The organism is Chryseobacterium daecheongense (genome assembly GCF_003729955.1).
GTDB classification, from domain to species: domain Bacteria; phylum Bacteroidota; class Bacteroidia; order Flavobacteriales; family Weeksellaceae; genus Chryseobacterium; species Chryseobacterium daecheongense.
In genome coordinates this window covers 90,684-104,299 of record NZ_RJTX01000002.1, presented here as the reverse complement: position 1 = coordinate 104,299, position 13,616 = coordinate 90,684, and the positions used below count along the sequence as shown (strand labels likewise).

General features: G+C 34.0%; 16 protein-coding genes. 4 read left to right on the top strand and 12 right to left on the bottom strand.

Annotated elements, in window-relative coordinates:
- Positions 1 to 46: 46 nt before the first annotated feature.
- The 5 genes from EGI05_RS08865 to EGI05_RS08845 all read right to left on the bottom strand — a co-directional run bounded on the left by EGI05_RS08865 (position 47) and on the right by EGI05_RS08845 (position 3,862).
- Positions 47 to 997, bottom strand: a complete 951-nt coding sequence (locus tag EGI05_RS08865) for a hypothetical protein (RefSeq protein WP_123262714.1) — start codon at positions 995 to 997, stop codon at positions 47 to 49.
- A gap of 120 nt (positions 998 to 1,117) precedes the next feature.
- Positions 1,118 to 1,552: an FKBP-type peptidyl-prolyl cis-trans isomerase gene (locus EGI05_RS08860; protein ID WP_123262713.1), complete on the bottom strand. Its 435-nt coding sequence runs from the start codon at positions 1,550 to 1,552 to the stop codon at positions 1,118 to 1,120.
- Between the two features lie 73 nt (positions 1,553 to 1,625).
- On the bottom strand, positions 1,626 to 2,330 hold the full coding sequence (locus EGI05_RS08855) for a LytR/AlgR family response regulator transcription factor (protein WP_123262712.1): 705 nt from the start codon (positions 2,328 to 2,330) through the stop codon (positions 1,626 to 1,628).
- Complete coding sequence (locus EGI05_RS08850) at positions 2,308 to 3,369, bottom strand: sensor histidine kinase (protein WP_123262711.1); 1,062 nt, start codon at positions 3,367 to 3,369, stop codon at positions 2,308 to 2,310. The genes EGI05_RS08855 and EGI05_RS08850 overlap by 23 nt, the downstream gene beginning before the upstream one ends.
- 97 nt (positions 3,370 to 3,466) lie before the next feature.
- Entirely contained in the window at positions 3,467 to 3,862 is a 396-nt protein-coding gene (locus tag EGI05_RS08845; protein WP_123262710.1) for a DoxX family protein, read from the bottom strand.
- 131 nt (positions 3,863 to 3,993) lie between these two features.
- On the opposite strand from EGI05_RS08845, the gene EGI05_RS08840 reads away from it, so the two are divergent.
- On the top strand, positions 3,994 to 4,998 hold the full coding sequence (locus EGI05_RS08840; RefSeq protein ID WP_123262709.1) for a catalase family protein: 1,005 nt from the start codon (positions 3,994 to 3,996) through the stop codon (positions 4,996 to 4,998).
- 41 nt (positions 4,999 to 5,039) lie between these two features.
- Here EGI05_RS08840 and EGI05_RS08835 read toward each other — a convergent pair whose 3' ends face one another.
- Together EGI05_RS08835 and EGI05_RS08830 are read right to left on the bottom strand one after the other, a co-directional pair.
- Entirely contained in the window at positions 5,040 to 6,059 is a 1,020-nt protein-coding gene (locus EGI05_RS08835; RefSeq protein ID WP_123262708.1) for a TerC family protein, read from the bottom strand.
- 178 nt (positions 6,060 to 6,237) lie between these two features.
- Entirely contained in the window at positions 6,238 to 7,770 is a 1,533-nt protein-coding gene (locus EGI05_RS08830) for a SulP family inorganic anion transporter (RefSeq protein WP_123262707.1), read from the bottom strand.
- A gap of 523 nt (positions 7,771 to 8,293) precedes the next feature.
- Between EGI05_RS08830 and EGI05_RS08825 the strand changes: the two genes are divergently transcribed.
- Positions 8,294 to 8,728: a transposase gene (locus EGI05_RS08825; RefSeq protein ID WP_123262706.1), complete on the top strand. Its 435-nt coding sequence runs from the start codon at positions 8,294 to 8,296 to the stop codon at positions 8,726 to 8,728.
- 44 nt (positions 8,729 to 8,772) lie between these two features.
- Positions 8,773 to 9,072: a helix-turn-helix domain-containing protein gene (locus EGI05_RS08820; protein ID WP_228428577.1), complete on the top strand. Its 300-nt coding sequence runs from the start codon at positions 8,773 to 8,775 to the stop codon at positions 9,070 to 9,072.
- A gap of 128 nt (positions 9,073 to 9,200) precedes the next feature.
- Here the strand turns inward: EGI05_RS08820 and EGI05_RS08815 are convergent, their stop codons facing one another.
- Positions 9,201 to 10,235, bottom strand: coding sequence for a slipin family protein (locus tag EGI05_RS08815; protein ID WP_228428576.1), 1,035 nt, complete (start codon positions 10,233 to 10,235; stop codon positions 9,201 to 9,203).
- 1,001 nt (positions 10,236 to 11,236) lie between these two features.
- On the opposite strand from EGI05_RS08815, the gene EGI05_RS08810 reads away from it, so the two are divergent.
- Entirely contained in the window at positions 11,237 to 11,707 is a 471-nt protein-coding gene (locus tag EGI05_RS08810) for a VOC family protein (RefSeq protein ID WP_123262703.1), read from the top strand.
- A 51-nt stretch (positions 11,708 to 11,758) separates the two neighbouring features.
- Here the strand turns inward: EGI05_RS08810 and EGI05_RS08805 are convergent, their stop codons facing one another.
- From EGI05_RS08805 to EGI05_RS08790, 4 genes are read right to left on the bottom strand one after another with little or no spacing between them, the layout of a single operon-like run.
- Positions 11,759 to 12,322, bottom strand: coding sequence for a metallophosphoesterase family protein (locus tag EGI05_RS08805; RefSeq protein WP_123262702.1), 564 nt, complete (start codon positions 12,320 to 12,322; stop codon positions 11,759 to 11,761).
- 27 nt (positions 12,323 to 12,349) lie between these two features.
- On the bottom strand, positions 12,350 to 12,718 hold the full coding sequence (locus tag EGI05_RS08800) for a cyclic-phosphate processing receiver domain-containing protein (protein ID WP_394337978.1): 369 nt from the start codon (positions 12,716 to 12,718) through the stop codon (positions 12,350 to 12,352).
- Between the two features lie 16 nt (positions 12,719 to 12,734).
- Entirely contained in the window at positions 12,735 to 13,055 is a 321-nt protein-coding gene (locus EGI05_RS08795; RefSeq protein ID WP_123262700.1) for a hypothetical protein, read from the bottom strand.
- Positions 13,056 to 13,088: 33 nt separating this feature from the next.
- Positions 13,089 to 13,574 (bottom strand): ribonuclease H-like YkuK family protein, encoded by a 486-nt coding sequence (locus EGI05_RS08790; protein ID WP_123262699.1) that lies wholly within the window; start codon positions 13,572 to 13,574, stop codon positions 13,089 to 13,091.
- Positions 13,575 to 13,616 lie beyond the last annotated feature (42 nt).

The window sequence follows — 13,616 nt, the reverse complement described above, 5'->3', positions numbered from 1 at the left end:
AAAATAATTTTTTAAATGTAACAAATTTTATTACATTTATTTTTTATTATAAAATCAATCGATCCAGATCTAATAGTAAATAATTGATATTCTGATTAATGGTTCTTGTGGCAGACTGCATCTGATTAAGCATTGCAGCACGGTTATGAAGATCATCTGCTCTGTAAAACCCTCCGTCACTAAAAATAACGGACTGATCTGCTTCCTGCTTATTATCATCAAACTGGTAATGAAGCCATCCTTCTTTCATACTCTGAATGATGGAACGTGATTCTTTGTTGGAGAACTTTTTTTCAGTGTACATATACCAAATAAATGGTGGAAAATTCGGGGATTCAAGTTTTTCGCGCCAAATATCTCTCAAAAGGTTCCTTTTATGGATAAATTCCACTTTCTTCCCCTTTGGATTCAATGTGGCTAATCCAAAGCCGGCTCCCAATGCTCCTCCTCCGATATCAATGGCACTGCTCCATCCGTTATCTTTCACAATTCCTCCAGCAATGGAAGCAGCTGCTCCTGCAACAATTGAATACAAAATGAGCTTATTATTCCTGGAATCGTTAAGGTTATCTACATAATTTCCAATTTGTGCCACACGTTCTCCCTCACAATCGAATTCTGCCGCAACAGCATCCAATTCTGTTAACGCTATTGTAATTTTGCTGTTGATCTTACCTTTAAGCTGCAATACTTTTACCTGAGAGGTAATGGAAGAATCTTTTTTAAGCTCGATAATCTGGTGAACTTCATCAAGATTATCCATGGCATTCAAAATCAATATACTTTGATCGGAAAACACACCTCTTAATTCTTTATTGGCAGCCAAGATAGAATCTGAATTATAAGAAGGTATTTTATTGGTATAATTATATTTAAAGGGAGCTTTACAATAACTGTCTCTCAGGGTAAGAATATTATGTTTGATGGCCTGGTTCTTTTTAGAAACACATGAAGTCAGAAGGCTCAAGATAGCAACAAAGTAAAACAACTTTTTCATTCAATCCTATTTCGTTATTTACAAAAGCAATCGCTTTATCAATTGGTCACACTAATATACTACAAATAAAAAAATTGACCTGAATTCAGGTCAATTTTTAAGCTATATTTAAGGTAATCCTTATTTAATATCTAATAATTCCACTTCAAAAACCAGCGTGCTGTTAGGCCCTATTTCTTTGCTGATCTGCTGATCCCCATACGCTAAATGCGGTGGAATGATCAGTCTCCATTTGCTTCCTACCGGCATTAATTGAAGAGCTTCCGTCCATCCTTCAATCACCCTGTTTAAAGGGAAAGATGCAGGGGTGCCTCTTTTTACTGAACTATCGAAAATTTTCCCAGCAATGGTAGTCCCATGATAGTGACATTTTACAGTGGATTTAGGACCTGGTTTCGGGCCGTCTCCTTCAGTAATGATTTCATACTGCAAACCGCTTGGCAATTGTACCACGCTTTCTCTTTTGCCGTATTCTTCCATATAGGCTTTCCCTTCCTTAAGGTTTTTCTCGGCCTGTTCTTTTTTACGTTTGGCTAATAAATCTGATACTCCCATTGTTCAATAATTTTTACAAAGATAAGCTTAAAAATAACAAGTGTTTTCAAATAAATTATATTGAAAAACTGCTTCAGATTTTAATTTCCTTTATCGTGTTTTTATACGTTCTTCCTATAGGTAGTCTTTTATTATTGATGATTATTTCTCCTGCTGAAAAGCCTTCAATCTTTTTTAAAGAAACAATATAAGATTTATGGATGCGGATAAATTTGGCAGCACTTAACATATTCTCCATTTTGCTGATCGGCATTTTTACCGTGATGGACTCTTTTTTAGTATGTACTGTAATATACTCTCTAAAACTTTCAATGTAATAAATATCCTCAAGATATATTTTATACTGCTTTTTTCTGATGCTAAGAAAAATATACTCGCTGTTAACAACTCCCATGAGTGCTTCTTCAGCTTCCGCTAAGTGCCTGAACCTATTAAGAGCAATCTGAAATCGTTCATAAGAAACGGGTTTCATTAAATAATCTACAATATCGAATTCATAGCCCTTCAATGCATATTCCTGATACGCTGTAGTGACAATGGTAAAAGGAGGATCTTTTAATTTCTTTAAAAACTCGAAGCCTTTCACCACAGGAAGATTCATATCCAAAAACAGAAGGTCAACTTTATTGAATGACAATATATTGGCTGCATGAACAGCGTCTGCACATTTTCCAATGATTATCAAATCATCATTTTGTAAAATATAGTTTTCAATAATTTCCGCTGCAATGGGTTCATCTTCAATGATAATGCAGTTATATTTTTTCTGAGTTTCCATGATTAAAACGTATTTTTAAAACAACTGAATATTTTTCATCACAATCATCAATTTTCAGTGTATGATCCGGATATAAAATCTCCAGCTGTCTTTTTATATTGATCATTCCTATTTTGGTGGTGTCATTTATATGAATTTCTTTAGAGTTTTCAACGGAGAATAATAAAATCCCGTTTCTTAGCTTTATATCAATATAAATATAAGCACGCTGCAAACTTTCTGAAACACCGTGTTTAAAGGCATTTTCAATAAATTGCAATAAAATTAGTGGCGAAATCTCCTGGAAAGGATTATCAATTTCTTCCATAAATTTCAGGTCAAGATTCCGGTGCCTTAACTTTTGGATATCCAGAAAATCCTTTATGTTATCAATATCCTTGGAGATGGGTATATTGCGGTTGGACTCATAGATATTAAACCGCATCATTTTGGAAAGTTTTAAAATAATATCCGGCGTTTCATCTGCTTTTTTCAAGGAAAGCCCATAAATATTATTAAGTGTATTGAAAAGAAAATGGGGGTTGATCTGGGCTTTTAGGAATTTAATTTCATTCTGGTATTTTTCAGTCTTAATATCGTTCAGATGCTTTTGAAGCTCTATTTGCTGCCTTGATTTTTCAAACCCAAATCCTAAGGCACCAGTAAAAACAATATTCATTACTGCGTTAAAAAAACCGGATGGTGAAAACCTGGAAATATCTTCTTCAATGCCATAAATTATAGGATAAACAAAATCATGGCAAGTCACTCTGAAGAATATGCTTCCCAAAACAATAATAAATGCTGTTGCCAATATTTTTTTCCATAATGAATTTACCATAGGATACTTCCCATCCACAACAGCCAGAACAAGATAAAAACAGGGAATTTCTGAAAACAAAAAACAAAATTCAGATAATGCAGAATAATAAAACACTATTGCTTTTGAAAGAGATAACTGCTTAAGCGCTTCCAAAAGGAAGGCAAACTCTGCATGGATCTCAAACAGAAAGCAAAATACCCAAAAATAGATATGGTGTTTTAATTTGTTTTTGTTCATGGAATAAAGCTAAAAAAAATGCTCCAATTATTATGGAGCAAAATTCTTCATTCACAGAATGTTGTATCCTAAAAATCTACTAACAGCCTGTTATCATCTACAAAACATTCTTTTTCTTGAAATGAAGAAGGCCTTTTGGGAAGGCAAGACTCAGAAAACAAACAATAAGAAGAAAGCTGAACTCAACTCCATTTCTGCCTCCACCCACCACAAACCAGCCTTCTTTGCCATGTATCAATATAATACCGACTATGAAAATCAAAACATTAGTAACAGCTGTAATTTTTAAAAATCTGTTCATCAATAAAAAAACTACAGAAAAAAGATGGATCAATTTTACTGTCCAGGCCATATAAATTCCAAACGGAGAAAATCCTATACCATCCAGATAATCTCTTCCGAAGCTATTGATATCCCCACTCATTATAGAGGGTACACTGTGCATAATCAGGATAAAAGCCAATGCAAACCTCAGTAAAATTGTATTCTCCATACATAATTATGTTTTACACCTCAAAAGTATCACCAAAAAACCTGTTATGTTAACAATTTCGATAAACTACAGTTAACTGTCTATTAATATTCAAAAGTTATATTTGGCTTTATAATTGAACTGAAAAATATATGACAGATCATGCTTTAAAATATAATAAAGCTTTTGATGAATTAACAGATGAGGAGAAAAAGCTTCTTGAAATCAATAAAAAAAGTATCGCCGATTTTGTTGAACAATCATCTTCTTTAAGCGACGTACCTTATGCCACCAGAAACGCCCATGCCAAAACATATGTAGTAACACCTGGCAAGTTTATCATCCACAAAGATATTCCTGATGAGCTGAAGCCTTTCTTTGACAAGGACGAATTTGATCTTCTCATACGATTTTCCAATGCCCATCTGAAAATTGAGAAGAATAAAAGGGATATTCCGACTTACGGTTTTTCTGTGAAAGTTATGGATGAAAATCACAATACGATCGCCAATTATCCTTTAGTTAATTTCCCGTTATTCCCTATTAATTCAGTAAGCGCTTTCCTGAAAATTTTCACTTCTATCAATAGGCTGTTCATTAAAAAATGGAGCAGTCTGTTCCCGTTAATTATACAGCTTTTAAAAGCATCTCCTTCTTTTTTCATCTTATCCTTCCTGAAAAACATCTTCCAATTCATCAGAAAAAGAAAGGATTTTATTTTATCTTTTGACTATTTCTCTATAGGTGTCTACCGATTAGGCGAAAATATGATCAAGATAAGGCTACGCCCTATTTCAGTAAATAAAAATTTTGAGAAGAATATGGATGTGAAAGAAGCTATGAAAAAGTATTTTATGTCTAATGATTATAGAGCAGAAGTTTTCATCCAGATTTGTTATAATATAAAAGATCAGCCTATCAATCAGCTGAATGTGGAATGGAAAAACTCGCCTTATATCAAAATAGGAGAAATTAAGATTGAGAAGAATTCCTTACTTAATCCTAATTTATGTGAAAACGAAATGCTTTCTTTTAATCCTTTTGAAAGTAAGCCATTCTTCCAACCCGTCGGTAAAATACAGAAGCTCCGTAATGAAACCTATAAAATCTCAATGCAGACCCGATTGAAGATCAATAAGCTTTTAAAATACAAATAAAAAGGCTTTACATTTTGTAAAGCCTTTTTATTTGTATTTTATTATTCATCTCCCGTAACTTTTTCGGGGAATATAATGGAGAGGATAACCGAGATCAATAACACACCTCCCACAATTCCTAATGAAACGGGTGAAGAAATATGAATCCATGGCGCAATTAACATTTTAATCCCAATAAAAGATAAAATAATAGCCAAACCGTACGGAAGCTTGCTAAACATATGAATAAAGTTAGCCAACAAGAAGTACAATGATCTAAGACCCAAAATCGCAAAAATATTAGAAGTATAAAGGATGAACGGGTCATTTGAAATCGCAAAAATCGCAGGAATAGAATCTACTGCGAAAAGAACGTCTGTAAATTCAATAACTCCTACTACCACCAAAAGCGGTGTTGCCATTTTGATTCCGTTCTGGATAGTAAAAAACTTATCTCCATCGTAATTATCAGAAACCTTCCAAAAGCTTTTAATCAATTTCGCTCCTGGTGTATCACTAAAGTCCTCATTATCATCTTCTTTACCTTCGCCCCAGGATTTGATTCCTGCATACACCAGAAACAATCCGAAAAGCGTCATTACAATATTGATTTTTACAGGCTCTCCAAATACATTCATCTCAGGAAGATAGGTCAGATTAATCAACCCTATTCCGGCAAAGATGAATATTGCCCTGAATATCAAAGCCCCGATAATTCCCCAGAACAATACTTTGTGATGAAGATGTTTGGGAACTTTAAAGAATCCGAAAACAAGAATAAATACAAATAGATTATCTACCGAAAGTGCTTTTTCTATCCAGTAAGCGGCCTGATATTGGGTGAATTTCTCCACAGCCAGCGCATGGCCTTCCGCCTGATTAAATACCCAATACACAACACCTGAAAAAACCATTGATAATGAGATCCATACAATAGACCAGATCGTGGCCTCTTTTGAAGAAACTTCATGGCTTTTTTTATTGAAAACCCCTAAGTCAAGGAGCAACATAATGACAACTGTGATAGCAAATCCCCACACCAGACCGGGGTGAAGGTCTAAGATACTTTGACTTTGTTCCACTTTAAGTTATTTAGATTTTTTTTAAGATTAATTCATCATCTGTTTCTCCCGAATATTCAATTCTTTTCAAAGATATCATTTTAAAAACGATTGTATAAATTTAGTCTTTAGTTTTAAGATATTTTATGATTCAAATTATACCTTATGAGGCAGTTATTCATCTATTAGATTGGCATCGTTATTTCTCAGGCATTACTTTATACGTAGGATCTTCCTGAATGTTTATTTCGATGACCGCTTCGGCATTTTTCAGCATTTTTCTACAATCTTCGCTCAGATGTAATAAGTACAAGGTTTTATTCTGTTGGGCATAACGTTTTGATAACTTATTCAAAGCATCAATCGCGCTCATATCAACAATCCGGCTTTCTTTAAAATCGATGATAACTTCATCAGGATCATTCGCAGGATCAAATTTATCTGCAAATGCTGTTACAGAACCAAAAAATAAAGGCCCATAAATTTCATAATGCCTCTTCCCAGTTTCATCCAAATATTTTCTGGCTCTGATTCTTTTAGCATTGTCCCAGGCAAAAACCAATGCTGAAATAATGACACCCACTAAAACAGCCAACGCAAGATTATGCAAAATAATTGTTATCACTGCCACAGTTATTCCAACGAATATATCTGATTTAGGCATTTTATTGACAATCCGGATGGAAACCCATTGAAATGTACTGATTGCTACCATCATCATTACGCCTACTAGAGCCGCCATCGGAATTTTTTCGATAAAAGGGGCTCCTACTAAAATAATGATCAGAATTGTAACGGAAGCAATAATTCCTGATAGCCTTGCCCTTGAACCTGCATTGAGATTGACCAGGGTTTGCGCCACCATAGCACAGCCTCCCATACCTCCAAAAAAACCATTGGTAATGTTGGCAATTCCCTGAGCTACAGATTCTTTATTAGCACTCCCTTTGGTATCGGTAATTTCATCCACCATAGATAAAGTTAACAAAGACTCTATTAATCCAACTCCCGCCATTACTAAAGCATAAGGAAAAATAATCTTCAGTGTATCCAAAGAGAATGGAATTTGCGGAATATGAAAAGCGGGAAGATTTCCACTGATATGAGCTATGTCCGCCACTGTCTTAGTCTGTATATTGAATCCGAAAACAATGGCAAAGACAATTAAAATAGCTATTAATGAAGCAGGAACCGCTTTGGTGATTTTTGGAAAAAAATAAACAATAGCAATTGTAACAGCTGTTAAGCCACCCATTATATATAAACTTGTGCCCTGGATCCAACGGGAAACTCCATTACTGTCTGTAATTTTAAACTGTTCAATCTGTGCCATAAAAATGATTACCGCCAAACCATTCAGAAAACCATACATTACCGGCTGTGGAATTAACCGTACAAATTTCCCGAACTTGCATATTCCAACCATCATTTGAATGATCCCGGCAAGAATTACAGTTGCCAAAAGATACTCTACACCATGAGTTTGTATCAGGGCAATCAAAACAACAATGGTAGCTCCTGCCCCACCGGAAACCATTCCGGGACGCCCCCCCAATATGGCAGTAACCAATCCCATCATAAAGGCCGCATACAATCCCATTAATGGGGAAAGTCCCGCCAGAATTGCAAACGATAATGACTCGGGAATCATAGTCATAGCTACCGTAAAGCCGGCCAGTAATTCGTTTTTATAATTTATTTTTTTTGAAAAATCAAATAAATGGGTATTCATAGAGCTGCAAAGGTATTTACTTCAAATTATTCCTGCAATTGTTACTATTTTTTAAGATGACTTTAACATTTCGATTCTTTTGATTTCATCCTTGAATAGTGGAAAATCGCCTTCTTATCTCACTCTGTATAGATTTATAGCTCAAGCTTTTAACATTATTTTTTTAATTATTTTTTTTGTTTGATTTCTATTTTATTTATATTTGAAGACAAACGCATTTATTATTTTCTATAATTGCAAAATAATGTAGAAAATTTTAAAAAAATCAATAATTAATTTATAAAAGGAATTGTATGAGAAAACTTTAATGGGAAGTGTTATTCATATCTATGGCGAAAAGAAGCTTAGGATTTGAATACTATGAGAAGAGATAATGTTTTGATGCAGCTTACCTGAAATCGCATACAATTTATTAAGTAAATATTTAATTACTTGCAGGCATCATATGAAAGACTTCCACCTATTCTTATAATTACCCCTTCCTGTTTTCAATGCCAATTCAAAAAAAATATTTAACAATTAAATGTTATATAAAGATATACATATAGGTCAGTTTATCAAAGAAAGGGTAACTGATAAAGAAATTACCATGGAAAGAATCTGCAATTTTCTTGGTAAGGATGAAGATTTTATTGAAAAAGTATATACCAGCAAGTCTATCGACACGGATTTACTTTTAAGATGGAGCAAATTATTAGAATATGATTTTTTCAGACTGTACAGCTCCCATCTCATTTTGTATTCTCCACCAGCAGCAGTTAATAAAAATGAGGCTCAAAAAACTGAGAAAGTCCCCTATTTCAGAAAAAATATTTACACTCAGGAAATTAAAGATTTCATTATCAACAAAATACTTTCCGGCGAAATGACCCACAGCGAGATTATACAGGAATATTTAATACCTAAAAGTACTTTACATCGCTGGTTACAGAAAATAAGAAGAAATAACGATAAATAAGACAACCTCTAATGCGCCCCAATTATAACAAAATTTATCATGATATGCTCAAAAAAGAGCATCCTGAAAAATTAAAGGATCCCAGTATCAGAAGATTATTGAGCAAGCTTCACACTACTGAAGATATCCTGAAGTTCAATGACAAACTTTTTACACAATCCAGAGAAAAGCAGCAAAATAATCAAAAACTTAAAACGTATGATAAGCAAACCATGCTAAAGCTTTTACAATACCAAGACAAACATGGCTTTTCTACAAGTTATATGTCTAAAAAATATAAAATCAGCAGAACGACCATTACCAAATGGAGAAAAACGTTTGAAGAAGAAATTCAAAGTGTATAACCGGTAAAAATTTTACCGTTTTTTTATTTCTCTAACATATTATCTTTAGAGCTCTAGACTTATTTTTAGGATATAACAAGACAACCCTTATTTTCATAAGGGCTGCCTTTATAGTGTTGGTATTAGTTTCATTTTGTAAAAATCTCTTTTAACTGAGAAACAATATTACTGTTTCCGGAAACCGTAATATCTCCGATTTTATCGGCAATTTTTTCCATGTATTCCATTTCTTTCAGTTTCCATAGGACTTCGTTTTCTTCCATAAGTTTAGCAGTATTCAGTAAACTTCTTGTAGAAGCTGTTTCTTCACGACGCATAATACTGTTAGCCTGCGCTTTTTTCTCAGCAATAAGAACCTGATTCATAATCTCCTTCATTTCTCCTGTTAAGATAACATCTCTGATTCCTGCATCCACAGCTTTCAACCCTAAGTCTTCGGCTTTGTTTCCAAGGTTTTCAAGAATTTCTTTACCCACAGTATCTTTTTTCAGGAGTAATTCATCCAATGTTAAAGCCCCCACAAATTCACGTAAAGCCAACTGCATCAGAATATATAACTGTTTGTCATATTCTTTGTTCTCCATCAATGCTTTTATAATATCCGCCACTTGGTAACGCACATAGAAATTAATACGAAGCATCGCCTTATCTTTTGTCAAAAGCTCCTGTCCGGCAATCTCCATTTGCTGCATACGCATATCATTGCTTCTCACTTCAACAGAAGTTTCATTATTCCAGAAATAGTATGTACCTGCTTCCAGCACTTTATCCAACTTACCATCAATAAGCAATAAACCTTTATGTTGGTTAGTTACTACAAACTTTCTTGTAAAGCTTCTCAACTTTATATTTTCAAGAATTGTTGTAGAGATATTTTCGGTGATTTCTACTTTCGTCATATCAATTTTTTGGAATTCTTTATTCAAAATTCCTTTCCAGAAAGCATATTGTCCTACATTCAACACTTCTTTAAAAATACCATTTTCATAGACCAAAACAATTTCTCCGTCTTTCACTTCAATAACTTCCAGCTTTGAGCTCAGATTTTCATTTTGCAACAAAAGATTGAGATCATTCGTTGTTTTGAAAGGGTCTTTCATTTCATGGATCTCTATGGATTTATTTCCTAAAACCCAATAATTACCCTCTTCTAAAATTTCCATCAATTTTCGGTTTTTATAAACCAAACCTACCTGATACGCTTTAATTTGTACATTTTTTAACATCGTTTATTATTTTACAGGGTTATACACTAACAAAAGGAAAATCGGAATTTCTTCTTCCAAAAATGACGGAAGTAAAAGTTTTTCTCAAAACTGATTCATTTAAGAATAATATTTTTGAATCTATTCCTAAACTCTAAATAATATATGATCTTGCTATCCTATTCTCAATTCCAGCCATTGTCTTTGTATTGAGACATCTCACAAGCTTCACACAAAATTTTCTTTTTTAGGACTTTATTCACCAATCATTAATTCGTCAATTGAATGTAATTTCTGAAAATTATCTTTTCTTACTGGTCTTTTTAAAATGTTGATTTAACAACTGAAAAAAGACCGATTTTCCATGGCGGACATTTTTAATAAGAACATCCAAACTCCCGAAAAAATAGATTTTGAGTCTATTTCAAAATTAACCTACAACCGTAATGTAGTGCTCTTCCAACTGAGCTATCTCATTCAAAGTGAGAGTGGGACTCGAACCCACGCAAAAAAACTATTGCTCTAACCTACCTGAGCTATATTCGCAAAGAATAGAAGGATTCGAACCTTCGACACATAGTGTTGGCAGAATTTTTTGGAAAATCCTGGAAACCTTCAGCCAAGCTGAACAGAATCATATAATGTTTCTCAACAAAATTTTCTGCAATGGTGCTATATAGAAACACTCAACATGGCTTGCTTGATATTTTGACCGAAGCTTATTTTTTAAAACTTCCGTAATTATTTCAGTTTGATGATGCAAAGTAAAAACAGAATTACGCAGTCTTTTTGCGCAGATAAAATTTCATTGAAAAATTGTTTGCTTTTTTTACAATTATGAATACAAAAGCTGATGAGAAGAGATAAAAAGTTTCTATCATTTATTTTTAATAAAGAAATCAGTACTACTCCATTTTTGACTGACTGTTTTCTAGCTTTGCTTTATAAAAATGGAGATCATGATTAAAGGATTATACGAAACTCATATAGAGGTAAGTAATTTAGAGAAATCAATACAGTTTTATACGGAAATATTAGGGTTGAAACTGGCTCATCTGGATGAGAAGCGCCCGATTGCTTTTTTATGGATCGGGAAAGAAAAAGAAGCCATGCTCGGGCTTTGGGAACAGAAAGAGAATCCGCGGCCAAGGCATTTTGCTTTTTCTGCTGACAAAGAAGATATTCTAAAATATTCTGTAGACTTTCTGAAAAAGAGAAACTTAAAGCCTTATAATTTCCTGAAAGACGGTATAGAAAAGCCGATGGTTTTTGCATGGATGCCTGCTTTGGCCATTTATTTTAATGACCCTGATGGAAATCAGCTGGAATTCATTTCCATTCTGGAGGGTGAAGGAAACCCGGAATGGGGTGTGATGCCGTATGAGGATTGGGTGAGTAAAAAAAGAGCAAACTCAATACTTCAGCTCTAATATGATAAAAAAATAAAAACTCCCATAAAGGGAGCTTTTCATCGTAAAAATTTAATTCCTGGGCGCGAAAGGCGGTTCCCATTTCTTTTTTTTCATCAATTCTTTTATTTCTTCGTAAGAAACCGGGTAAAAATTATGGCAATCTACTCCCACGTCAAGACTTAAACTCATTTCATCATCCGGTAAAGTACCATGTGAGTGACCATATAAATGCCATGTCCCTTTATGAGAGCCGTTCCAGGTACGCATGGAATAATGCAAAAGCGTAATTTTTTGCTTACCCATTTTTACATCTTCATCTTCGATGTAAATTTCTGCGTAGTCTTTTATCCATTCAAATCTATCTGGGATGCGAAGAGCTGAGTATTCATGATTGCCTTTTATCAAATGGATTTTACCATTCACCCTGTCCAGGATTTCTTTAGTAAAATCCGGTTTGCCCAAACTGACATCTCCCAAATGGTAAACAATGTCATTTTCCTTTATTCTTTCATTCCATCGTTTGATGAGCTCATCATTCATATGTTCCAGAGATTCAAATGGTCTCTCTGAAAATTTTATAATATTGGCGTGCCCGAAATGATGGTCCGCCGTAAAAAATATATTGGGTTTCATTGTATTTTAATTGTTTGATAGTTTTAATTAACAATATTTTTTAAAGTTTTCTAACAGATAAAGAATATTCTCTTTCCCCACAGGATTCATTGAATGGCAGTGAAATTTTGGCAAATCCATATTATGATCCAGACAATATTCTACAAGCCACTTCGCACAGTCATATCCTGTCTTTTCTATGTATTCTTGAGAATCCGGTTTCAGATTATGTACATCAGAAAGATCATGGTCAAAAGAGACCATTTCCGGAAGTCCTTTTTCCAGAATCCAATGAACAAATTGCTCATAATTCCTGACAATATTCCAATCTTTTCTAAGAAAAATATCCTGTTTCGTATAATGATATACTTCAACAGGATACCTTATGTCATCTAAAAACAACATTTTTTTTGTCATATTTATTGCTTTAGTTTTACATCAAATTCATTCTCTCCTCATGTTCTTTATCCCGTCTGTCAATTTCTCCAAAGGGACTTCCTTTGAAGTAACCGATATTCACAAATCCGTTTTCTTCCTGTAATAAAGAGTCTCTTTCTTTGACTGCTCCTGTATTTTTACTTCCGTAATTTCCTTCCAACTGTTTTGTGGCAGGATTAAGGTCTCCCCAAACAGCCGTTTTTCCTTTGTAGAGTGGCTCCACGAAATAAGTAATTCCTGTGACAGAAGATTTCACAATGAATCTTCCGGTTTCATCTGTGTTCGTAAGGAATCTTTGTAATACTTCTTGTCTCATAATTTTATTTTTAAGGTTGTTATTTATTAAAGATTAAACTACCATATCCGCACAGTTGGAGCTTGCGAAGGCATAAGGTTTAGCTTTGAATACATATCCCATTCCCAGAATATATCCCATCGCATCTTTCAATGCAATATTAGATTTGAATTCAGGATCAGTATTGATATCCGCGTGTACCTCCATTTCCACGCCATAGGCGTCAAGAATAGAACAGATTGCATAAGCAATTTCTACAGATTTGTTCACTTCATTGAGCATTCTTTCCTTAATGCTGATACGATGCATCTCTCTTTGTTTTCTAATAAAGGTAAACGCTCCTTTTCCTTCACGAATAAATACTACTGCTGTAGCATAATTAATGGCATCACCATATACGTGGGAATCTGAGCCCACACAAACTTTCAGTCGGTATCCATTATTTTGTTCACGGATGATGGCTTCTTCTACCAGCTGTGTAATAGGTTGATGGAAGATTTTTCCATTCAGATTCTGCCATGTTTCTTGTTGCGTTTCCATTATTTTACATATTTAGGTTTTATAATTTCTATAATTCATAAG